A 22,817-nucleotide genomic window follows, 5' to 3' on the forward strand; every position below is an offset into this window, starting at 1 on the left:
GTCATCGCTACAACAACTTTAACTATTCAAAACGACCAGGGCTTCCACGTCCGTCCCGCCCAGCTGTTCGTAGAGAAGGCCGGTCAATACGAGTCCACGATCCGGGTCAAAAACGCAGCCGGCGACGAAGCCGACGGCAAGAGCATGCTGGAGCTGATGACCCTCGGTCTGGCCAAGGGGGCCGAAGTGATACTGGAGGCGGACGGTGCCGACGCCGAAGCAGCGGTCCGGGAGCTGACCGCCCTTATCGAGAGCAAATTCGGTGAAGGGTAATGGCTGATCAGATCATCCGGGGGATCGGCGTCTCCCCTGGTATTCGGATCGGCCGGGCCATGGTCTATGCGCCTGCAGCCGCAGAAGATGAGGGTTCAGCCACTGGGGCTGTAGATACCGATGGCGAGCTGACCCTGCTCCAGCAGGCCAGACAGCAGAGCGAATCCGAGCTGCTGACGTTGGCCGAGCGGACCAAAGCCACACTGGGCGAAGAGCAGGCCGGTATCCTGAGCGGACAAGCAAAGTTCCTCACCGATCCGGCCTTCTATCCGCCGATGGAGAAGAAGATCCGCGAGGAAGGCGCGAGCGCCCGGGAAGCGGTACAGGCGGTGGTCTCCCAGACCGCCGGCCGCTTCGAAGCGCTGAACAACGCCTACATGCAGGAGCGGGCGGCGGATATCCGTGATCTCGGACAGCGGCTGCTGTCCCACTTGTCCGGGGATGGCGGAGGAACGCGGCTCTCGGAGATCCGGGAAGAAGTTATCTTGGTCGCTCACGACCTCGCTCCGTCAGATACCGTCCAGTTGGACAAACACTACGTGCTCGCCTTCCTGACGCGGGCCGGCGGCAAGACGTCGCATACATCGCTGCTCGCCCGCTCCCTCGGTATCGCTGCCGTTGTCGGAGCGGGTGATCCGGTGGACAGCATCAAGGATGGCGAGCTGCTGATCGTCGATGGCTCGGAGGGCATCTGCATCGTCAGCCCGGATGAAGCGACACTGGCCGACTACCGGCAGCGCAGGCAGACGGCCGAGCAGGAGGAGCGCGAGCTGGAGATCTACCGGGAGCGGCCGGCGGTGTCCCGCGATGGCGTCGCGGTGGAGACGGCGGCCAATATCGGCTCCCTGCAGGAAGCCGAAGCGGCAGCCGAACGTCATGCGGAGGGCGTCGGCCTATACCGGACCGAGTTCCTGTTCATGGATGCGAAGCAGCTCCCCTCAGAGGACGAGCAGGCCCAGGCGTACCGGGCGGTGGCGGAGCGGATGGCCGGCAAGCCGGTCATCATCCGCACGCTCGACATCGGCGGCGACAAGGCGCTGCCTTATCTGCAGCTGCCTAAAGAAGAGAATCCGTTCCTCGGCTACCGCGCGATCCGGATCGGTCTGGACCGTCCGGAGCTGCTGCTGACGCAGCTGCGGGCAATCCTCCGCGCCAGTCAGTATGGCCGGATCAAGATCATGTTCCCGATGATCTCCGGCCTTGCCGAGTGGCGGCAGGCCAAGGCGCTCTACGAGCAGGCCCGCGCCCAGCTGGAGGACGAAGGCCTGAATATCGCAGCCCCCGAGGAGCTGGAGGTCGGCATCATGGTCGAGATTCCCTCGGCCGCGCTGCAAGCCGACCGGTTCGCCCGGGAAGTCGACTTCTTCAGCATCGGCACCAACGATCTCGTCCAGTACACGCTGGCCGTCGACCGGATGAACGAGCATGTCGCCGATCTGTACGACTACTTCCATCCGGCAGTGCTGCAGCTCATCCAGCGCGTCATCGACGCTGCCCACCGTGCTGGCAAGTGGGCCGGCATGTGCGGCGGCATGGCTGGCGATCCGCTGGCGGCGCCGCTGCTGCTCGGCCTCGGCCTCGACGAGTGGAGTATGGACGCCGGCGCGATCGCCCGCATCAAGCAAGTGCTGTCGCAGCTCGACAGCGGCGAGTGCCGCGAGCTGGCCGGCCGGCTATTGGAGCTGGATACGCCGGACGAGGTGCGAGCGGCATTGGCTCATTTTACGAATCAGCATTGAGTTAACCCTATAGTAAAGTCTAAGGCGGTGCCGGATCCAACCGGTGCCGCCTTTATTTTGCATAGTCCACTCCCAAGCGGTACGCTTGTTGCAGCAGCGTCTCATAATGACCCGGCTCAGCACCCACGGTCTCATACAGGAATTCCACCTTGGAATTGCGAAGGCCGCAGTAATCCGCAATGCCGACATTCAGCAGATGCGAGATCGTCTCGCCATAGTTGCGCTTGTCCATCTGTGCCTTGGAGACGCCAGCCAGGCTAAGCCATAGGACATGCTGATGATGAAGGTGGTTCGAACCGTATGCGAACCCGTTGTTCATAACGCGGTCAATATACCCCTTCAGCATCGCCGGCAAGTGCCACCACCACAAGGGAAATATAAACGCCAGCGCATCATGCTCCTTCAGGCGCCTCATTTCCGTCTCTACCTCCGGAGAAAACGTCTGTTCTGCCGCAGCCATATCCGGCTCATCCACTCCCCGCAGCACCGGATCAAAACCGATCCCGTGCAAATCGAGGATGCTATAGCTGTGACCGGCATCGGCAAGACCTTGAACGAAACGATCAGCCGCCTGAAAGGTCAGGGAATCTTTTCTCGGATGGGAGACAACAGTTAATACATTCATGCATTTCACTACCTTTCTTCATGGATGATGCTATTATAAACAGTAGGGAAAGGCTGCGTAAGTACGCACTTTGATGTGCTATAGGATGAATGAGGTGCTATAGGAACATGGAAGTACCGTGGTTGTGCAAGTTGAAATAAGCCTGATGCAGGGAGGATATGAGATGACGGAAGAGATCAACCATCCGGTGCAAAAAAAGTACCAGGTTGGCGTGGAAGCAGCTTTGGAAGTGATGGGTGGAAAGTGGAAGCCCTTGATCATCTACCATCTGATGACGGGACGAAAACGGACGTCCGAGCTGCGCCGGTTAATCCCGGGCATTACACAGAAAATGCTGACAACTCAGCTCCGGGGCCTGGAAAAAGACGAGATCGTAACCCGGAAGGTCTACAATGAAGTTCCTCCGAGAGTGGAGTATGAGATCACGCCTTACGGCATGGGGCTAAAGCCTGCCTTGGATCAGTTATGTTGCTGGGGGGAGGAGCATCTGGATAAGGTCTACGGGGACCGATCCAAGGTGCTGGAGCCTTTCGAGGATTGCTGAGCGCGATGCACCAAAGCATCAGCGCTGCTGGACATGAGGCTACCTGTTCGCTGCTTCTTGGTACAGCCCCACCCGCTCTCCGGCCGGATGATAAGAGCAAAAGTCAGGCTGTTGAAAAATGGCCGGAGAGGCACGGAATCGAATCTGGAGAAGCGCAGCGTTCGCCTTTGTCCCCGGATTTCACCCCTAAAAGGGGTAAAAATCAAAGAAATCTGGGGACAACAGCGATCGGAAGATCGATCCGTGACTGTAGGCTTTCTTTTTTCAACAGCCTGAAAAGTGCATCTATTGTCCCTGCTTCGGCCCGAATCTCGGACCATTAGTGCAAAAATACATCTATTCCTTGCGGATTGTCCATATTATCGCAATTTCAAGCGGGTTAGATGTACTTTTGCCCTTACCCAAAGTGAATATGGTAGCGTCAAGAAGTTTGTGTAGTAAGATTATCCATCGGGACGATGGGTGGTATATAGGTTGTCGTTCTGGTGGCGAGTGTAGCCCAAGCGAAGGCGCGGGAGGCTAGTGCTTGTCGCTCGATCCTCTGGCATACCGCTCACGGTACATGGTATCAAACGCGGCTTTCGTGTCGGAATCAACGAAGCCTCGTATGGCTCTACCGCACCATTTTTCATTGTAATCCGTCGCCTGCAAGTAAATAATCTTTTCGGCTGCTTCAATGTTGGTCAAGCTATTCATTGGCTTAAGGCGTTTGCGGAGTTCTTTGTTCATTCGCTCAATCGGGTTGGTCGTGTAGATGGCAGGCCAGGTGAGCGCGGGATACTTGTAAAAGGTCAGAAGTGTTGACAGCTGTTCCTCCCAAGACTTCACCTCTTTTGGGTATTGCTTGCGCCACTTCTCCTTGAATCCTTCAAAGACCGCGCGTGCCACATCGCCATCAATGGCCGAGTACACTTGCTTGAGGTCAGCGAGAAATTCGGTTTTGTCTGCGACACGGATTTTGGGGAACGTCGCCCGCACTTTGTGGACGATACAGTGCTGGACGTCAGCCATCGGATAGATTTCCTGAAAGGCTTCCTCCAGGCCGGGTAAGCCGTCAAACACACCGAGCAGCACTTCGGTCGCACCACGCTTCTGAAGGTCTTTCAGGACCTCACGCCAGCCGTTTGAGCTTTCGTGACCGCCGACGTAGAAACCAAGAATTTCACGAATGCCTCTCTCGTCGATCCCCATGGCCAAGTACACGGCTTCACTGCTGACCGAGTTGCGTTTGAGTTTGACGTAAAGTCCATCGAGATAGATGACGGAGTACCGCTTCTCCAGAGGGCGATTCTGCCATGCCTCAATGTCTTCCATGACCGTCTGCGTGATGTTGCTGATCGTGGTGGGCGAGTAGTGGGTACCGAACATAGACTCAATGAACTTGGCGACCTCCCGCGTGCTCATGCCGCCTTTGTACATGTGAATGATGGTTTCCTCCAACCACCCCTCACGCCGCTGGTACGGCTCAAACAAACGAGTATGGAACGTACCCTTTCGATCGCGTGGAACCCGTAAGGCTCGAATTGTTCCGTGCTGGGTCTGGAAGCTTCGTTTGTAGTGTCCGTTCCGGCTATTGCGTACATGCGGTTGTTCGACGCTCAGGTGGTTTTTAATTTCTTCTCGCAAGAGAAGTTCCAGCTTCTCTTGCAGCAGCTGGGTAACAGAATTTTCAAGTAGATTGCTGTACATGGTTTCGGGTATAGTATTCATCGAGTAGGGTTCCTCCTTGGTGATCTTAGCAATCCCGAGGATACCCTACTTTTTTATGTTTTGGATAGACTCCAAATCATGGTACACAAACTATTGTACTTCACCGTGAATATTAGGATTTCGGCACTTTTAGATGTACTTTTCAGGCTGTTGAAAAAGCACGTTGGAGAGGCTGACGGAGCCAGATAAAGAAAGCCAGGCAGAAATTTTCACGATGGTACCCAGTTCTGGCCTTCTTGGCCAGATAACAGGCGATCTTTTTCAGATTTTGGGCAAACGCCGTCAGGAGAGCCTGTTCTTGCGTTTTGGCTCTCCCTCTAAATTTGCTTCGTCGGTAACCATGAAGTTCTTTGGCTTCGCCAAAGCTCGGCTCGATCTTTCGTTGTCGCCAACTCAGCAGCAACTGCCCGGTCCGGCTGCCCGCATTTTTTTCTACCCGCTCACGGAATCCTTCCCATATGTGGCGTTGAATTTTTCGCTGCTTGGATTTATCCGATGTGCATTGATTCAACAACGGGCATGTCCTGCACTGCGAGGAATCCGACCCGTAAACGCGGTACCCCTCCCGGTTCGTGTGTTTGTAAGTTAGCTCTTGGCCCTGAGGGCAAATATAGGTATCGTTTTTGGAATGATACGTAAAATTAGCTTTAGGAAGCGTACCGGCACGGGTCGCAGCGTTTCGGGTGACAATCGCAGGAAACAATTTCGCTTCCAGTGTTTGTTTGCATACGTAGGGGGTCATATAGCCAGAATCCAGCGCCACGGCTTCTAAGTTATGGAAGCCAAAGGTTTCAATCTGCCGCCGGAGTCGGTCGATATACACGACAGAATCGTTGACATTCCCAGGCGTGATATACACATCGGTGATGATGTTGAACTTGTGATCTACGGTGCGGTGATCCAAGTAATGAAAGCCCTCGGGCTTGCCTGGACGGGTCATAAAGCCGCTCTCCGGGTCAGTCAGACTGGTTTTCCGTTGTTCTTCCTTCGCTGTCTCCTTCGCAGGAGACAGCGGCTTTTTTCCAGAGTTGATCCGATCCTTTTGCACGGCTTCTTCCAGTTCTTGAAGATACGCATGCGGCGTCTCTTCAACCGTCTGCATGACGTATCGATTGTTGTTCGCATTCGCTCTAACATGCGTCGAATCGGTCAATAAAACGCGACCTCCTACCATATTATGGTGGATGGCCAAATGGACGAGCTCGTCAAATAGCTCTTGGAAGATGGAGCTGTCTTTAAAACGCTCATTGCGATTATGACTGATGGTGGAATGATCAGGTACTCGTTCGCTTAAGCCCAGCCCCAAGAACCAACGGTATGCGAGGTTCATGTTGATTTCGTTTTCCAACTGGCGCTCGGAACGAATGCCGTACAAATAACCAATTAACATCATTTTAAAGAGACGGACGGGAGGGATCGGGGGACGGCCTTGCGTCTTCGGGTAATAGGGTTTGGTTTTCTCCGTGATGAAAGAAAAATCGATGTGTTCATCAATCATCCGAAGCAAATGATCCTTCGGAACCAGCATGTCTAGACTCACCAATTCAACTTGGTTTCTTCCCTGGTGCATATGCTCTGAACTCATCGCGCATCCCCCGCTTTCCTAGTTACGATTAGTATACCACAGTACCGCGTTAATTCATTGAATTCATAGGAGTTTTTCAACAGCCTGACTTTTGCACTTATCGGGGGCTTTCCTATTGTTAGTGCCATTTTGCATTGGGTTAGCGCTTCGGAGGGCTTTGGGGCAATTCCGGAATAACAAACAAGGCGACACAGGAATGGTCTGTGCCGCTCTTTTACGTATTTTCACCTATGCTGCTCAAATTCTCTTCAAACTCTGCACCGTCGGCTTCCCACTCGATGATCAGCAACGTACCGTCCGTCAACGCGTAGTCCAGGTTGGTGTCCCCGTTATCCGCTACGAACAGCTCATAGTCGATCGCAAACGTCTTCGACTCCCGATCCCCAAGAGACTCGACGAGTACCGCCAGCTGCTCCGACGGATCCGACTCCTGGATCAGCCCCTCCTCTATCTTGCTCTGCCGGTGCTCTTCATCATAGAGAGTGATGACCTGCGAGCCCAGTGAGGTGCCTTGTCCGAAGACAATCCTATCGATTTGCTGCAGCCGCTCCAGCTCTCCCTTATAGGTGTAGTGGATCGTAAAATGGCGGCGTCCGCCCTGTTCCTTGATTTCATCAGAAATCTCAGCTGTCCATAGCTTGCCTTCCAATGTAGATATCCGCACGCGCTCGTCCCCGCTATGACCGTCGCTCACGCATCCGCCCAGGATGAGCCCTGCCGCCAGCAGCATGAGGCACAAGTATCGTATGGCCATTCGCGATCCCTCCTTTTGCGCCCAGTAGTGCATGGTAATTTTTAGGATAACACACCAAAGCCTCAAGATACAATCAAAAGAAGAACCGATCCTCCATGCCAGCAGCATCGTCGGGATCGGTTCTTTATGCATGTATGAGTCCAGCTTACTTAGTAAGTTCTGCTTGCTTACGCCAGATTAATCTCCTTGATCTTCTCGAGCGCGATCTTCGGCTTGCGGTCCTCGGTGAGCAGACCGTTGACCTCCTGCTGCACGTCGCTTACCTGGGTGTAGCAGTAGCCGCAGATGTAATCCGTGTCCTTGATGGCCTGGGTGATCGAGCGGAAGCGCTCCAGGAACGACTCCTCGGAGTCCACCTGATTGCCGTAGCCCCAGCCCTCCTCGCTCTTGAAGGCGATGCCGCCGAACTCGCTGATGATGATCGGCTGACCGCGATAAGCGTAACCCTCGGCCATCGCGTACTTGGAGTTCATATGCGAGATCTCGTTGCTCGTGATCGCATCCTTGTTGTCCACGTACCGCTTCAGGAACGCCTCGCCCCGCTCCTCATAATCATGCAAGGAGATAATGTCGGAGATCGTGTGCTCCCAGCCGTCGTTGACGATGACCGGACGGTTCGGGTCGATCGCTTTGGTCAGATGGTAGATGCCTTCCGTAAACTTCTGCTGCCTGCGGTCGGAGAAAATGTTGGCCACTCCCCACGATTCGTTGAACGGCACCCAGGTGATGATGCTCGGGTGATTGTACTGCTGCTGCACCAGGTCGAGCCACTCGTCGGTGAACTGACGCATCGCCCGGTCGTTGAATTCGTAGGTCGCAGCGATCTCGGACCAGACGAGCACGCCTTTGACGTCGCACCAATACAAGAAACGCGGGTCCTCGGTCTTCTGATGCTTGCGGAGCCCGTTGTAGCCCATCGCCAGGATGGCGTCGATATCGGCGATCAGCGCTTCCTCCGAGGGCGGCGTCAGATGCGTGTCCTGCCAATAGCCCTGGTCGAGGATAAGGCGCTGATAGATCGGCATATTGTTCAGCAGCACCTTGCCCTTCTGGATCGACACCTTGCGCAGCCCGAAGTACGAATGCACCTCATCGACGAGCGTGCCGCCGCTGCGCAGCTCGAAGGTCACTTCGTACAGATTGGGATTGTTCGGACTCCAGGTCGCCACGCGCCAGGTCGGCTGGTCGCTGATCAGCTCCACAGTCGCCGATACCTCGGCACGGTCGATACCGATTGCCGTCTCCTTGATCAGCTTGCCGCCCAGCGTGATCCGTGTCGTCAGCTGCAGATCCTGAGGCGCTTCTCCGGCTGCTACGGCATAGTCGAAGCGCACAGCGTTGGCGTCGAGATCCGGGGTGATCTTGACCGACTTCACATGGCGTGCCTCCACATATTCCACCCATACGCTCTGCCAGATGCCCGTCGTCTGCACGTACCAGCAGCCGAAGTTCTCATCCCGCCAACGCTGCTTGCCGCGGGGCTGCGTGCAGTCGTTGCTATCCTCGACCTTGAGGACGATCAGGTTGTCGCCGCCCTCCTGCAGATACGGGGTAATATCAAAAGAGAATGCCGCATACCCGCCGGCATGGCTGCCTACGAAACGGCCGTTAACCCACAGCTTGGCCAGATAATCGACCGCTTGGAAATGGAGCACCACCTGCTTGCCCGCCCCCTCGGCCGGGATCGCCAGACGGCGCTGGTACCAGACATAAGGATGGAACGTCGGATCTTCGATGCCGCTCGCTTTCGTCTCATAGACGAAAGGCACCTGGATCTTCACATCCGTCTCGAAGCCCTCATGCCAATTCTGACCCTCGCCGGCATTATCATCATCAAAACGAAAATCCCACTCGCCGTTCAGATTGGTCCATGCCTCGCGGACGAATTGCGGCCGCGGATAGTCTTTTCTATAATGCGTCAAACTCACATCGCTCACCTGTCCTTTACAAATAAAATAGTTGAATGAGTCCAAAATGCATGCTCATCGTCATTTGATTCAAGTATTTTGTTTTAATAACCCCCATTTTAGGGGCATAAGGTGAAAATGTCAACGTTATATTCTTAATTTCATGTAATTAATAAATAAAAATCGCCCTTAGCTACAATGATTCTGTAACTAAAGGCGTCTGACTGCCCGGTATCACCCCGGGTCCACCGTGTATTCAATCTTCAACCGGATCTCTTGTTCGTGGTCGCCGAACTGCCGCCCGAACAGATTCATGCCGCCCTGGTGCACCGCATCCGGCTTGACGCCGATCCGCATCCGTACGCTCGGGCGGCTCATCAGGTTGAGCTCGCCGACTGTGATGTCCGAGAGCCTCTCTCCGTCCAGCGAGGCGTGCTTCCCGTCGATCCGCCACGTCTTGAGCAGCCCGTACTGCGTGGACCAGTCCGTCCACCAATCGGGGTTGAGTCTGCCGCGCCGGTCGCCGAAGTCCCCGGGACTCGTCCAGGTGCCGATCTCCTGTCCGTTCATCCACAAGGTAATATCAGAAGGCCAGTTGTGGTCGTAGCTGGGCGCCTCCGAGCAGAGCTCCATCGACACCTCCAGCGCTTCGATCCGCGCATTCCCCGGGATCGCCAGCGGCAGCAGATACTCCAGAAACCCCTTGCGGAGCCAGATAATCTGCGCGCCGACATGCTTGGGATGATAGAAGCTGGCCGGCTCATCCTCCTGGACGAGCATACCGTCGCTGCCAGCCATACCGCAGGTCGGCGTCACCTCACAGTCGCTGTAGTGCCCGACCGGCATCTCGATCTCATAGACCGCCCGCTCGCCCTCCGGCAGCGACTTCACATCGCGAAAGGCAATGTGGATATCGCTATAGTTGCTGCTGCACATCTTCATCGCGCCGCGCGAAGCAGGCAGCAGCTCGGTGCGGATCAGACCGGCCGCCTCCAGCACCTTGACATTATGCGCCACCGTCGACACCGGCAGCTTCAGCTCCTCCGCGATCTCCATCACGTTCAGGCTGCGCGAGCTCAGCAGATGCAGCATATCTACCCGGGCCCTGGTGGATAGGGCATGCGCCACGGATACCAGCCCATCCGGATCGCGATAACTCAGCTCCAGCATTTCGATTCGTCGCCCCCATGCTCATCGTCTTTGGAATGACAATGATTGTACAGGAAGCGTTGATTTATTGCAAGATTATTGGATCAAATCAATCGGCACTCCAGGCTTCCGGCTTCCATCCGGGTCAGCAGCGTTACTTCATACTGCTTGGCCTCGCCCCAGTCGTACCCGTACCCTCCGGGCCAGACCTCCCGTCACCGTCATAACGATTGACAGCGCCAATACCTTAAACGCTTGCCTCGGCGAGGCGTGCCGTAATGCTGCTGATGCATCCAACTGCCGTTTGGCAGTTATTCCGGCGAGCTGCCGCGAAGGGGGTAGCCACGAACTCACCCCGTCACTTCTTCTCAACTTGCAGCAGAGAGACCTGCTTGACGGTGTAGGTGTCCTGAAGCCCGTCTTCTTTTAGGACATTAAGCTTCACCAGGCTGGCCACCTTGGAAGGGTCGGTCTTGGAGAGCATTCGCCAGACCTGGGGATCGGGCAGCGCTTCGTACAGCCTCGTATCGTCGTACTCCTTGCGCTCCTGGAGGACGATCTTCACCCGGTAGCCGCCAACCTCCAGCTCCGTCAGCCCTTGCTCCGCACAGTGCGCCATGATCTCGCTGCGCAGCTCCGCCGCCTCCTGCTCGAGCACCTTCACCTTCTGTTTGAGTTGATAGTACCGGCTTACTTTCTTATCCACATCGCTCACGCTCCTCCCCACCATATGTATGCCGGGAAGGTTGATTTCAGACGCGCCGTGTAGGACATAGAGTGCTCGAACAGGGCAGAGGGATCTACGTACTCGGCGCACTTGGCGTGTCGGCGCACTTGGCGCACGCAGCCACCCCCGGCAGCCCATTGTCCGGTCTCCAGTGGCCGGTTTTCGGACACAATAGACGCTATTCCAGCAATAATCGGGCCTTTCAGTTCTCTTACGGACACAGGATTCGTTATCGGTCTGCAGACCATTGGTTAGTCCGGTATTTTGATGGAATAGCGGATCGTGTGTCCTCAGGATAAGCCAAAAACAATAGATTAGCTTAAATAACGGATCCTCTGTCCGCTCCATACAGCATCCGGCAGTTCATTGACCGAATCACGAGACTCTCGCCACCGATCGCCAGTAAACAATAACTTCATTCCGGCTAACCGGCTCTGCCTTCGACGATGTCTTTGATCCGCAACCGCTCGGTAGTTACCAGCTCCTTCAGTTTCACTGTACCATGAGCGCCGGGGATCAACACATTGGCTTCCGGATAGTAGCGTACAAGAACGGATGTACCATCGTTCAGCTCTATACGCAAGGAAAACCCGGCTTCATCCCCTCGCAACGCCTGGATCTCGTCGTAGCCAACGAAGCGGAGCTTCAACAAGCCTTTAATGAAAGCCGCTGCCGCTTCCTCCGTAAAATCGCCTACCGGCTCGTCCTTGCCCTGGCTCAGACTGACACGCTTTACTTTGCCCTCGATATCCCATAGCTCGCCGATCGTAGCAGCCTCCGGGTTGCGGTCTACCTCATACATCTTGTTGTTCGCAATGACACGAAATTCAGGCCTGTAGCCTTTCATCTCGTACACTTCGGTACCTAGTTGCAGAAATGCCGCATCGCCGTTCCGCATCGTATGATCACCGCAAGCCTGGCCTGCCATCCTGTACGTGACCTCCCCGACTTGCCCGCCTTGTCGAGCTTCAAGCTGCGGATCTGGCGGACCGTGGGAGGACACATACAATATATCGTTAACTTTCAGCACATCGACCCAATCCGGTCTCCGCCCGCTCGCTGGCACTGCATCCGGCCAATACAGAGCAGACCAAGCCCAACACCATTCCTCGCCGCAGCTTCCGTATCCATGGCATAGCCGTCCCTCGCTTTCTTCTGGCCGCGCGCTCCTGAGACAAGCAGGCTAACGGAACACAGGGACCCTATATCGCCTAATCTACCCGTGATTGCGATGCTTACGGAACTGACATGCCTTATCTGACGGAAATCGATCGTTGCCGCCGTCATCCGAATCCATAAGGGCGTGGAGTTCCGTTACGCTCAGTTTTTACACATCGTTTTTTGCACCAATAGCGTCTCAGGTTCCGTTAGGTCGTCGTTAGCCCATGGTTATGTTGCCGTAATCCCAGCCATTCAAGCACGCATAGGCGCCGGGGCGTCCCGGACAATCTGCTAACTCACATGAAACTGCGTATAGCTGCAGCCATCCTTGCTTTTCTTCACCTCGAGGATCGCCGGGATCGCCTGCTTCAGCTCCTGGACGTGGGAGATGACGCCGATCATGCGGCCAGTCTGCTGCAGATCGATGAGCGTGTCGATCGCCTTGGTCAGCGACTCTTCATCCAGGGAGCCGAAGCCCTCGTCGATGAACATCGTCTCCAGGGAGATCCCTCCCTCGAACGACTGGATCACATCGGCCATCCCTAGCGCCAGACAGAGCGAAGCGTTGAACTTCTCGCCGCCCGACAGCGTCTTGACGTCCCGGAGCTGGCCCGTGTAGTTGTCGAAGACATCGAAGCCCAGACCGCTCTGACGTCCCCGTCTTTCCAGCCGCTCGCTGCGCACCAGATAGAACTGCCCGCCTGTGATATGGGAGAGCCGCTCGTTAGCATGAGCGATGATCTTCTCCAGAAACTCGACCTGCAGGTACCGCTCAAACGACATCCTGTCGCTGTTGTCCCCCCGCACCACATCGTACAGTCCACGGACGAGCTGATGCTCGCGCTCGGCCTCCTGGCAGCGCCGCTCGGCCTCCACAATCTCCGCCTGCAGCGCCGCCCCCCGGGCATGCGTCTGCCTGAGCTGGCCCTCCTCGCCACGGATCGCCTCCAGCGCTTGCTCCTGCTCGCGCAGCTGCGCCTGCAGCGCCTCCAGATCGAGCCGCTCCTTGCCCGACAAGGCCTCTTGCATCTCTGCCACCTGCCGGGCCACGCTGTGCACCGCCGCGCCGTAAGCCTCCAGCTCGCGCTGCCAACGGGCGCGCTCATCTTCCGGCCTTTTGGCTGCCCGGTAATCGGCCTCCGAGCCGAATCCAGCCTGGTCCAGCGCCTCCGCATAGCTCTGCCGGGCCTTCTCTCTGGCTGCCTCGGCCTCGGCGCGCTGCCGCTCGGCATGCCCGAGCTCCGTCGCCGCCTGCACCCGCTGCTCGCTGGCCTGCTGATACCTCTGCTGCGCTTGCTTCCAGGCTGCCTCCAGACGCTGGCGGCTCTGCCCGGTGTCCGCGATCCGCCGCTCCAGCGCCGCCAGCTGCCGCATCTCCTCCGGCAGCGCCGCCAGCTCCTGCTCGTACAGCGCCTTCTCTGTCGCATGAGCCGACGTCCGCTCGTGCAGCTGCTGCTGCAGCTGCTCCAGCAGGCGCCGGGCCTCGGCAAGCCGGCTCTCCACCGTCTCGAGCTCCTGCTTGAGCTGCGCCAGTCCGGTATAATCCGCCTTCAGCGCTTTCTCTTCCTCGGCCAGTGCCTTACCCTGCTCGACCAGCGCCGCAAAGGTCTCCCGGATGCCCTCGGCAGTGAAGCCCTGCTCGTGCAGCTGTCCGCCTTTCTCTTCCAGCTGCTGCCGCGTTGCCTTGAGCGACGCTTGCGCCTCCAGATACCGCTGCTCCGCGGCGGACTTGTCCTTGCGCCGCTGCTCCAGCTCCTCCTTGGTCGGCACATTGTCCGTAAGCTCCGCTTTGCGCGGATGCTCGGCGCTGCCGCATACCGGGCAGGACTCGCCGTCATGGAGGTGGCTGGCCAGCCAGCCCGCCTGCCCTTCCATCCAGCGGCTCTCCAGCTCCGCATACGTCCGATCTGCCTTCTCAAACGCCTGCTTCAGCCCCCGCGCCGTCTCCGCTTCCTTCTCTGCACGATCGCCCAGCACCGCGTAGTCCCGCACCGTCGTGGCCTGCTCGCGCAGCGCCGCCACCCGCTCCGTCAGCTCCGGCAGCCGCATGGTGCGCTGCTCCAGCGTCTTGATCTGGGCCGCCTTCTCCGTACGTTCGGCTTCCAACGCATCCCGCTGCCTTCGAGCAGTCTCGACCCGCTGCGTGAGCGCGGCAGCCTCCGATGCGAGCTGCGCCACACGCCGCTGCTTCTCATCCAGGCCGCGCACTGTCGGCAGGTAGCTCTGCAGCCGGTCGAGCTCCCGCGCTGTCCGCTCGCGCTCCTCGGTCTTGGCTTCCTCCTGCTTGTACAGCTGCTCGGCCTCCGCCAGCGCACGCTCAGCCCGGGCCTTCGCCACCCCGGCCTGCTCCAGCTGCTCGCTCCGACGATTCAGCAGCTCCACCGACTCGGCGTCCTGCCGCTCGTACACCTCCAGGTGCACGGCCCGCTCCGCAAGCGCGAGCTGCGACTTCATCTCCAGCATCGCCTGTTCCCGGGCGGCCAGCTGCCGCTGCTCCTCCAGCTTGCGATCCAGCTGCGCGAACTGCTCATTGAGCGCCTTGGCCTGATGGTAAGCCTCGGTATGCGCCTGATAGGTCTGCGCCTGCCGGGCAAGCCGCTCCTGCAGTCCCTCCAGCAGCTCCGACGCGTAAGCCAGTTCGCGCTCCAGTGCCTCCAGCACCTGATGCGTGTTATGGTGCTCCTGCTCATGCAGCACCCGGTGCAGGTCCGAGCCCTCGCGGCCGGCCAGCGATCCCTTGACCTGGGCGATATGATAGTCCCGCAGTCCCGTCAGCTCGGCGCAGCGCTGCTGGGCCGTCTTGCGCTTGTCGCCCAGCCGGTCGGCGAGCAGCTTGTAGAGGCCCGTCTTGAAGATGCGCCGCAGGATCTCCTCCTTGTCCTCCGTCTCTGAAGTGAGCAGCTTGCGGAACTCGCCCTGCGGCAGCATGACGATCTGGCTGAACTGGTCCTTCGTCAGACCAATCAGCTCACGGAGCTTGCCGTCGATCTGCGAGACGATGAAGCGGTCTGTGAGCGGACGCTCTTCACCGCCATCCAGCGCATACAGCTCGTAACGCTCGCCGGTGGCGCTTTTATTGCCCTCCTTCACGTGGGAGAGCTGACGGAACACCCGGTACGCCTGACCCTTGATCTCGAACGAAAAGTCTACTGCGGTATGTATATGATCGTCAGCGAATTGGCTGCGGAGCATCCGGCTGTCGCTGCGGTCCTCGCCGCTGGCGCCGCCGTAGAGCGCAAAGCAGATGGCGTCGAAGATCGACGTCTTGCCCGCTCCCGTGTTGCCCGAGACGACGAACAGCCGGTGGTGCCGCAGCTCGGTGAAATCGATCACTTCCCGGTCTTTATACGGACCGAACGCGGTCATCGTCAGCTGTAACGGACGCATCGCGCTCACCTTCTTCCCTGTAGATCTCCTGCAGCGTCTCGACAAACAGCCGTTCCGTCTCCGGCATCAAGGCAGTCCCGCCGTACTTCTCGTAAAATTCCTTAAATAGCGACAAGCCGTCCATCTTCGCGCGGCCGTCCACCGGAGCAGCCTGACGAGTGGTACCCGACAACGCCAGCTTGCGCTCGACATGCATCGCATTGGGGTACACGGCGCGGATCCGCTCCATCGCCGACAGCACCACCGACTCGTCCAGCAGCCGGACGAACACATAATCCTCGTCGACCGGATGCTGCTCGATCTCGGCGATCCGTCCCTCGACCGTCCGCATGTCCCGCAGCGGCGCCAGATAACGCTTCTCGATGGCTGCGTGGCCTGCCGCGTCCAGCTCAACGACGAGATAACCTTTCTTGTGATGCTCCTCCGAGATCGAATACTTGAGCGGCGATCCGGCATAGCGGATCCGTTCGTCGCCGACATGATGCGCCTGATGCAGATGGCCGAGCGCTGTATAGTGAAAAGCGCCGAAGTGCGCGCTGTTCACATGCTCGGCCCCGCCGATGGCGAGCGGCCGCTCCGAGTCGCTCGTCCCTTCCTGCGGCTCGCCGCGCGGCGTCACGAAGGCGTGGCCGACGAACACATGACGGGCCTGCGGGTCCATCTCCGCTGTGATGGCGGCGACCAGCTGCCGCATCGCGTCGTCATGGGTGCGGATCTCCTCGTCGCCGAGCAGATGCCGGACCTTGCCCGGCTCGGCGTACGGGACGAGGTGGAAGTGTACCTCGCCCGCCTCGTCGGCGAGCACGACCGGCGACAGCGGCAGCGTCAACTCGCCTGCGATATGCAGTCCGGCCGCCCGCATGATGCGGCTGCCGAAGTCCAGTCTGCTCGGGCTGTCATGGTTGCCCGCCACCGCCAGCACCGGCACGCCCAGACGCAGCACCAGCTGCTCCAGCGTGCGGTCCAGCAGCTGCACCGCCTCCGCCGGCGGCACGGCGCGGTCATAGAGGTCGCCGGCGATGATGAGGACGTCCGGGCGTTCCTCCTCGATATCGCGGAGCAGCTGCTCCAGGATGAATTCCTGATCGGCCGTCATATAGACGCCCTGGACCAGCTTGCCGAGATGCCAGTCCGCCGTATGTATGATTTTCATCGGTACCCGTCCTCTCTATCTTTGTATCTAGTCGTGCCATTTCATATCGAATCTATGACCCTATTATAGCAAACGTTCTCTGACAATAGGCTGCCAGAGAACGTTTGTTTGGGTGTTATTTTTTGGAAGGGGGATTTCATGCTCTACTTCGCGACCCCAAGACTACTGGGCGTGCGCCCGGTATTCGGCAGGGGTCATGCCGACAGCCGATTTGAACAGCTTGATGAAATAGCTTTGGTTGTCGTAGCCCAGCGTTTCGCAGATCCTGCCCACTGGCGTGCCGGTTCCCTTGAGCAGCTCTCTGGCCCGGTGCATTTTCATACGGGTGACGTATTCGATGAAGGTCTCGCCTGTCTCTTTCTTGAACAAGCGGCTAAAATAACTCGGATTCATGAAAAGTGATTCTGCAACTTCCTCCAGGGTGATCTTGCGATCGAGGTGCCGGGACACATACGCGCAGGCTTCAGCTATCTCGACGCGCTTGGTGGTGGTGCCTGCGTAGTGGTCCGCCGCAATGATTGACAAGCAATGGGCAATCATCCATTCCTGCAATTCAAGGAGTGTATCGTGAGTCAGCGCCTCATTGGGCATGAGATCGAGCTCGGCAGCGGGCCGGTAGTTCAAGACGGATTGGAGCTTCAGCCGCAGATCCAGCAGCACCTTCAGTACCCAGTCCCGGACTATGGCGGGATCCGCCCGATGCTGCCGGGCCCCCTCCAGCCAGCTGCGAATGGCCAGCGGCAGCTCGGCCGCCCGCTTCCCCAGGATGAGCTGCCGCAGCTCATCCCCCGCCTGACCGAAACTCTCGAACACATCATACGCCTTCCCCTGATGTGCCTTATGTGACAGAATCGAACCGTATGATCGGTAAAACCGTGCGCGTGTATCCTGCTTAACCTCGGATATCGCTGCCTTGATGCCCGCCGGGTCGGTGCAGCTCCTGCCCATCATAAACGAAACGGACAACTTCAAGCTGCCTACCGCCGCCTGCAGTCCCCTCAGCATGCTGGCGGCCGCATCATACCCATTTACCTTGAGCCCCCCCTGGAACGCCGCCAGCACCACAAACTCCCTCGCATCATAGGGAAAATGGACCGCTTGCACCGCAGATGCCCCAAGCGTTTCCTCCAGTACATTGTCCACTGCAAACCGCAGCACTTCATCCGATTGGAACCGCAGCTTGGCAGTCTTGGCGTCGTCTACCATCCCCAGAATCGGAATAACCGTCGAGCTATGCGGAAGCGGCAGTCCGAAGCCTTCCAGCTCCTGCACCCATTTGGCGCCATCCAGCAAGGGCTGCTCCAGCGTCGTCCGGATGAACTTCTCCTTCATCATGGCGCGATTGCGGTCCATCAGCCATTCCATCCGCAACTGCCGGCAACGCATCGCCTCCTTCTTGTCCAGGCCGGCAATAAAGGCTGTCAGCAGTTTCGTCAAATCTCCGGGATCCAGCGTATCCTTCAGCAGATAGTCCTGTACTTGCAGCTTGACCGCCTTGCGCGCATAATCGAACTCATCGTGACAGGACAGAATGGCGACACACAGCTCCGGCTGCAGCTGCCTGAGCCGAGCAATCAGCTCCAGACCATCCATCTGAGGCATCCCGATATCCGTGACGAGAATATCCGGCATCCGCTGGCAGGCCGCCTCCAGCGCATCCGCCCCGTTCTGATGCATGCCGATGATCTGCAGTCCCAGACGCTCCCAATCAATGGCATACTGAATGAAATCCAGCACGGGATAATCATCATCCACCAGCATGACGGTATACATCGGTTTCCTCCACCTCCACCTTGGGAATAGTCATCGTAATGGTGGTACCCTCGCCTGGGCGACTGATCGCCTGTATGGCAACCCCCTCCCCGTACGCCAGACACATCCGCTCACATACATTGGTCACACCTATCCCGGAAAAGCGTCCGCCCTCCTGATCCTGGGGCTCCGGCCGCTCGCCGCGCCAAACCAGCTTCTCCCGCAGCGCCTGGAGCGCGGGCTCATCCATGCCTTGCCCGTTGTCCCTGACAGCTATGATACATCCCCCCTCCCCGGGCGTCGCTGTAATGGCAATGCGGCCGACCCGCTGATGCAGGCCATGAATAATAGCATTTTCAATCAGCGGCTGCAGGAAGAAACGTGGTACGGGCAGCATCAGCACCTCCGGCGAGATGTCGAGTGCAAGCTCCGTCTCCTCCTTCTGCCGCATATTCATCAGCTTCACGTACGCCTCTGCCATGGACAGCTCCTCATGCAGCGGAATCATGCCCTTGTCCTGAATAATCGTCATCCGCAGCAGCTTGGACAAGGAGCTGATCATCTCGGCGCTGTCCATGTCCCCCCTGCGCATCACTTTCATCCGGATCGAGTTCAGGACGTTGAACAGAAAATGCGGATTGATCTGCGCCTGCAGCATGGCCAGCTCAGCCTTGCGCTTGCGGCTCTGGGTCCGCATGACCTCGGCGAGCATCTCCTTGATATGCTCCAGCATTAGATCGAAGGAAGAGCCAAGGTAGCCGATCTCGTCATGGCCGCGAATATGGGAGCGCACCTCCAGGTTGCCCCGCTGCACGGTTTCGGCTACCTTGCCCAGCCGCACAAGCGGCCGCGTGAAGCTCCTCAGCAGGTAGAGGAACAGCAGCAGGAATACCACGAACGAGACGAGCTGCAGGACCGCGATCCGGTTAAAAATCGCATTCAGCTGATACACGGCCGCTTTGTACGGTGTCAGCGACACCAGCTCCCAACCCGTTACCCGGTGCAGCTGACGGGTCAGAATCGCGCTGCCCTCCCCGGAGCCGATAATCTCGGAATCCGGCGTGCCCGACCCCGGATAAGCAAACCTCTCGCCAATCCTGCTCCCGTCCAGATGGGAGAGGATCCGGCCCTCGCCGTCGAGCAGCATGGTCTCCTGCCCTTCTGCCAGGCGGTTAAAGATGCTGCTCACTTGTCTCTCCATGATGGTCACAACCACATAGCCGTAAGGGCTGATGCCGGAGCGGAGTGTACGCGCCATCGTGATCTGATATGGACTGCTTCGCCGGTCATTGGGAAAAACTGTCGGTGACGTGCCGACCCATAACGACTGTACCCCTTTGAGCTGAATAAGCTCGTCGAACCACGGCTCCTGCCGCAAAAGATTCGGTGAGTACTCATCGGTTGAATAATTGGTAAAGGTGCTGCCGTCCGTCAGCAGAATCGTCACATACGCCTTATCGCCGTAAACCGTCATATGCTCGATCTTGTTAATAATCCGCATCCAGTCGGTATACTTCTCATATTCGGCATTCGGTCCCTCATAGACCTTGCCGGCGGCGATCTCCTTGAGCACCCTGCTCATCTCCGAGTCATGCTGGACCGTGTTGACGATATACAGCATATAGTCCAGCAAATTAGATACATAGCCCTCCACCAGTTGGAGCTTCTGCCGGGATTGGGTCATGGCTTCCTCTTTGACGGCATCCTTGGTCATCATATTGTAGAGCGCCAAGGTAATGAAAGCGGGTACAAGCAGACAGATCACCGAAGTGATCATCAGCCGGAATCGGAAGGACCGGGACCAGTGCCAAGGCTTCACAGACATAGCTGCCCTCCCGCTTCGGAATTCGGCTGGGCCGTGGGAACGCAAAGAGGTGCAGTCATATCCGCACCTCTTGCCATTATTCTTTTCTCTAGTATAGCTTATTATGGATTAGCATCAATGATCTTTTGGACCCGCTCTTCCAGTGACGAGATGGTCGCATCTACGTCCTGCTGGCCAAAAATCAGCTTCTCGTACTCTTCATTAATGACCTTGTAAATCTCCGATTGGTACGTCACCGGAGGGATGATGCGAGATGATTTGGCGCCTGCCAGCGTACGGACCAGAGAAGCCTTGTCGACCTTCTCTGGGGCCTGCGTGCCGCCGAGGATGATATCGATCAGCTCTTCCAGCTGGGAATCCTCCACGCCATTCCAGGCTGGGACGTTCTTCGCCTGGGCGATTTGTCCCTCTGTCGTATACCAACGTACGAACGTGTAAGCCGCTTCCTTGTTTCTGGAAGCTTGTGCAACCGATACATAGTCTGTCGTCACCATCGTATAGCCGCCTTCATCGCTGGCGTTGTTTTTTGGAATTGGGGCCACAGCAACTTCGAAGTGAAGCGGGAACTGCTCGGTGCCGCCGATTTCGGTATTCATCCAGCTGCCAATCATGATCATGCTGACCGACTGATTGAAGAACTGGTTGCGGTAGTGCAGCTTCTGCGACATCATGTCGGTGTAAGGTGTCGCCGACTGGTCTTCCTTCTCCATCTGCATCCGCAGCTCTAGCGTCTTGCGGAAGCCCGGGTTGCTGAAGTTCATCGATCCGTCCGCCTTCAGAAATTCGGTGTCATCGGCCTGATTGGCCAGCGCCAGCTTCATGTATTCCATCCAGCCGCCGTTCTGCGGCCCGTGGAAGTAGGTACCATACCGCTTGCCTGCGCCTTCACCGCTCGTCAACGCTGCAGCGTAGTTGGTGAAGTCGTCCCAGGTCCAGTCGGTAGGCACGTCGAGTCCAGCCTCATCCAGATGAGTTTTGTTGAGCAGCACATACCACGGGTTGAACTTGCCCGGCAGGGCATAGATTTGACCGTCGAGCGTTGTGTCGACCTTGTACTCTTCCGTCAGCGTGTAGCCTTCATCCTGGATGAACTCATCCAACGGAGCTACCATACCCAGCCCGACGCGCTGCGCATAACTGGCCGGGTCACTGAACATGAGAACGTCCATCGCCTCGCTGGAGGAGGCCGCCAGGTCCAGCTTTTGCAAGGCTTCCTGGCTATCTCCTTTTTCGCTTAGAATGTTGACGTTGACGTTAATCAGCGGATATTGCTCGCGGAACGCCGCGATCGTCTTCTGCCAGTTATAGTTGGCTTCATTGCCGAACGTATGGAGTTGAATCGTAACCTCTGCCTCCTCCTCCTCGGGAGCTGCGTCTGGTGTATTGTTGTTCGTACCGGTGTTGGCTGGTGTGTCCGCTCCCCCTGTCCTGTTTTGATTGTTGGTGCCGCTGGAGCAAGCACTTAGCACCAGGATCAGCGCCAAGGCCAGCATAACCAGTACGTGTGTACGTTTTACCATTCCTAACCCCTCCTCATTGTATCGGCGAGAACCCCGGACAACGAACCGCCGGCTGCGGTTGAATCCGCTTTCTTGTTTTCTATTGTACCAAGCTTTATTTTTTGTTCATGCCGCAATCTTTACTTCCTTTGCTGTATTTTTGACTTTTGCGCTATCCTTTGACACCGCCGAGGGCAATCCCCTCAATGACACTCTTTTGACCAATAACAAAGACGATCAGCAGTGGCAGAATGGCCGAAACCGCAGCCGCCATCATCAGCGAATAAAATTCACCGTTTATGGTTGTGAACTTCTGCATCGCTAATTGAATCGTATACAGACCATCCGTTCGCAGGAAAATAAGCGGATTCTGATAATCATTCCAGGTCCAGATGAAACGCAGAATCGCATACGTGGCAATGGCCGGCCGCACCAGCGGGAAGGCAATCTGCCAGAAGATCCGGGCATGGCCAGCCCCGTCGATTTTGGCAGATTCAATGAACTCCGTATGGATTCCCATGAAGAACTGCCGCAGCATGAACGTCCCCAATACACTGAAGCAGCTCAACAGAATCAGCCCCGTATGACTATCGAACAGCCCGATGAACCGGTAGAGAATGAACTGCGGCACCAGAATGGCCTGCTGCGGGATCATGTATGTGGCGAGAACGATCAAAAACAAGTACCCGCTTGCTTTGAACTGGATTTTGGAAAACCCGTACGCCGCCAGTGCCGACACGCCTGCTGAGATCAGCGTCGTCAGCACAGTCACTTTGACTGTATTCCAATAGTACAGGTAGAACGGGAATTGGCCCACCCAGACTTCTTTGTAGTTGTGAATGATATTCCATTGCGCGGGCAGCCACTGAATCGGATAGATGAACACCTCGGCTTCGATCTTGAATGAGGTGGACAGCATCCAGATGAAGGGCATCAGGAACAGGATACTCATCGCTAGCATGAGCAGGGTGATGATGGCTTTGCGTACGTTCAAGGTGCGCAGGGCGGTCATGCCGTACCCCTCCTT

General features: G+C 57.4%; 16 protein-coding genes and 1 pseudogene. 3 read left to right on the forward strand and 14 right to left on the reverse strand.

The genetic code is table 11. The features are described 5' to 3' along the window. The first annotated feature begins 3 nt into the window (after positions 1-3). The gene (locus ABC336_RS10115) at positions 4-273 is read left to right on the forward strand and encodes an HPr family phosphocarrier protein (RefSeq protein ID WP_413242480.1); all 270 of its coding nucleotides are present in this window, start codon (positions 4-6) and stop codon (positions 271-273) included. Continuing rightward, complete coding sequence (gene ptsP / locus ABC336_RS10120; protein ID WP_413238551.1) at positions 273-2,012, forward strand: phosphoenolpyruvate--protein phosphotransferase; 1,740 nt, start codon at positions 273-275, stop codon at positions 2,010-2,012. The genes ABC336_RS10115 and ptsP overlap by 1 nt, the downstream gene beginning before the upstream one ends. 52 nt (positions 2,013-2,064) lie before the next feature. Here the strand turns inward: ptsP and ABC336_RS10125 are convergent, their stop codons facing one another. Further along, positions 2,065-2,637: an NAD(P)H oxidoreductase gene (locus tag ABC336_RS10125; RefSeq protein WP_413238552.1), complete on the reverse strand. Its 573-nt coding sequence runs from the start codon at positions 2,635-2,637 to the stop codon at positions 2,065-2,067. Positions 2,638-2,800: 163 nt separating this feature from the next. Here ABC336_RS10125 and ABC336_RS10130 point away from each other — a divergent pair, with 163 nt between their 5' ends. Further along, positions 2,801-3,181, forward strand: a complete 381-nt coding sequence (locus ABC336_RS10130) for a winged helix-turn-helix transcriptional regulator (protein ID WP_413238553.1) — start codon at positions 2,801-2,803, stop codon at positions 3,179-3,181. 519 nt (positions 3,182-3,700) lie between these two features. Here ABC336_RS10130 and ABC336_RS10135 read toward each other — a convergent pair. From ABC336_RS10135 to ABC336_RS10195, 13 genes and pseudogenes are all read right to left on the reverse strand, one after another. After that, entirely contained in the window at positions 3,701-4,891 is a 1,191-nt protein-coding gene (locus ABC336_RS10135) for an IS256 family transposase (protein ID WP_413237562.1), read from the reverse strand. Between the two features lie 232 nt (positions 4,892-5,123). Continuing rightward, a pseudogene (locus ABC336_RS10140) lies at positions 5,124-6,476 on the reverse strand (IS1182 family transposase); the annotation flags it as partial. A 214-nt stretch (positions 6,477-6,690) separates the two neighbouring features. Further along, on the reverse strand, positions 6,691-7,230 hold the full coding sequence (locus ABC336_RS10145; RefSeq protein WP_413238554.1) for a hypothetical protein: 540 nt from the start codon (positions 7,228-7,230) through the stop codon (positions 6,691-6,693). Between the two features lie 167 nt (positions 7,231-7,397). Further along, on the reverse strand, positions 7,398-9,158 hold the full coding sequence (locus tag ABC336_RS10150; protein ID WP_413238555.1) for a glycoside hydrolase family 2 protein: 1,761 nt from the start codon (positions 9,156-9,158) through the stop codon (positions 7,398-7,400). 213 nt (positions 9,159-9,371) lie between these two features. After that, positions 9,372-10,307 carry an ArsR/SmtB family transcription factor gene (locus ABC336_RS10155; RefSeq protein WP_413238556.1) on the reverse strand — a complete coding sequence of 312 codons (936 nt, stop codon included), beginning with the start codon at positions 10,305-10,307 and terminating at the stop codon, positions 9,372-9,374. A gap of 337 nt (positions 10,308-10,644) precedes the next feature. Beyond that, positions 10,645-10,992: a hypothetical protein gene (locus ABC336_RS10160; protein ID WP_413238557.1), complete on the reverse strand. Its 348-nt coding sequence runs from the start codon at positions 10,990-10,992 to the stop codon at positions 10,645-10,647. Positions 10,993-11,437: 445 nt separating this feature from the next. Next, positions 11,438-11,941, reverse strand: coding sequence for a hypothetical protein (locus tag ABC336_RS10165; RefSeq protein WP_413238558.1), 504 nt, complete (start codon positions 11,939-11,941; stop codon positions 11,438-11,440). 524 nt (positions 11,942-12,465) lie between these two features. Continuing rightward, positions 12,466-15,561, reverse strand: a complete 3,096-nt coding sequence (locus ABC336_RS10170; RefSeq protein WP_413238559.1) for an AAA family ATPase — start codon at positions 15,559-15,561, stop codon at positions 12,466-12,468. Further along, the gene (locus tag ABC336_RS10175) at positions 15,518-16,714 is read right to left on the reverse strand and encodes an exonuclease SbcCD subunit D (protein ID WP_413238560.1); all 1,197 of its coding nucleotides are present in this window, start codon (positions 16,712-16,714) and stop codon (positions 15,518-15,520) included. Before ABC336_RS10175 ends, ABC336_RS10170 begins: the two co-directional genes overlap by 44 nt. Positions 16,715-16,876: 162 nt before the next feature. Then, on the reverse strand, positions 16,877-18,487 hold the full coding sequence (locus ABC336_RS10180) for a helix-turn-helix domain-containing protein (protein WP_413238561.1): 1,611 nt from the start codon (positions 18,485-18,487) through the stop codon (positions 16,877-16,879). After that, positions 18,462-20,291 carry a cache domain-containing sensor histidine kinase gene (locus ABC336_RS10185; RefSeq protein ID WP_413238562.1) on the reverse strand — a complete coding sequence of 610 codons (1,830 nt, stop codon included), beginning with the start codon at positions 20,289-20,291 and terminating at the stop codon, positions 18,462-18,464. Before ABC336_RS10185 ends, ABC336_RS10180 begins: the two co-directional genes overlap by 26 nt. A gap of 101 nt (positions 20,292-20,392) precedes the next feature. After that, entirely contained in the window at positions 20,393-21,811 is a 1,419-nt protein-coding gene (locus ABC336_RS10190; RefSeq protein WP_413238563.1) for an ABC transporter substrate-binding protein, read from the reverse strand. A 151-nt stretch (positions 21,812-21,962) separates the two neighbouring features. Next, a complete protein-coding gene (locus tag ABC336_RS10195) occupies positions 21,963-22,802 on the reverse strand; it encodes a carbohydrate ABC transporter permease (protein ID WP_413238564.1) in 840 nt (279 codons plus the stop codon). Positions 22,803-22,817: the final 15 nt, after the last annotated feature.

This window comes from Paenibacillus jepli (assembly GCF_047238105.1).
Lineage (GTDB): Bacteria > Bacillota > Bacilli > Paenibacillales > Paenibacillaceae > Paenibacillus_D.

Bases quoted from the DNA above. Each gene is read 5' to 3' on its own strand.
- ptsP (WP_413238551.1), top strand. From the start codon at position 273: ATGGCTGATCAGATCATCCGGGGGATCGGCGTCTCCCCTGGTATTCGG.
- ABC336_RS10125 (WP_413238552.1), bottom strand. From the start codon at position 2,637: ATGAATGTATTAACTGTTGTCTCCCATCCGAGAAAAGATTCCCTGACC.
- ABC336_RS10130 (WP_413238553.1), top strand. From the start codon at position 2,801: ATGACGGAAGAGATCAACCATCCGGTGCAAAAAAAGTACCAGGTTGGC.
- ABC336_RS10135 (WP_413237562.1), bottom strand. From the start codon at position 4,891: ATGAATACTATACCCGAAACCATGTACAGCAATCTACTTGAAAATTCT.
- ABC336_RS10145 (WP_413238554.1), bottom strand. From the start codon at position 7,230: ATGGCCATACGATACTTGTGCCTCATGCTGCTGGCGGCAGGGCTCATC.
- ABC336_RS10155 (WP_413238556.1), bottom strand. From the start codon at position 10,307: ATGCTGGAGCTGAGTTATCGCGATCCGGATGGGCTGGTATCCGTGGCG.
- ABC336_RS10165 (WP_413238558.1), bottom strand. From the start codon at position 11,941: ATGGCAGGCCAGGCTTGCGGTGATCATACGATGCGGAACGGCGATGCG.
- ABC336_RS10170 (WP_413238559.1), bottom strand. From the start codon at position 15,561: ATGCGTCCGTTACAGCTGACGATGACCGCGTTCGGTCCGTATAAAGAC.
- ABC336_RS10175 (WP_413238560.1), bottom strand. From the start codon at position 16,714: ATGAAAATCATACATACGGCGGACTGGCATCTCGGCAAGCTGGTCCAG.
- ABC336_RS10180 (WP_413238561.1), bottom strand. From the start codon at position 18,487: ATGTATACCGTCATGCTGGTGGATGATGATTATCCCGTGCTGGATTTC.
- ABC336_RS10185 (WP_413238562.1), bottom strand. From the start codon at position 20,291: ATGTCTGTGAAGCCTTGGCACTGGTCCCGGTCCTTCCGATTCCGGCTG.
- ABC336_RS10190 (WP_413238563.1), bottom strand. From the start codon at position 21,811: ATGGTAAAACGTACACACGTACTGGTTATGCTGGCCTTGGCGCTGATC.
- ABC336_RS10195 (WP_413238564.1), bottom strand. From the start codon at position 22,802: ATGACCGCCCTGCGCACCTTGAACGTACGCAAAGCCATCATCACCCTG.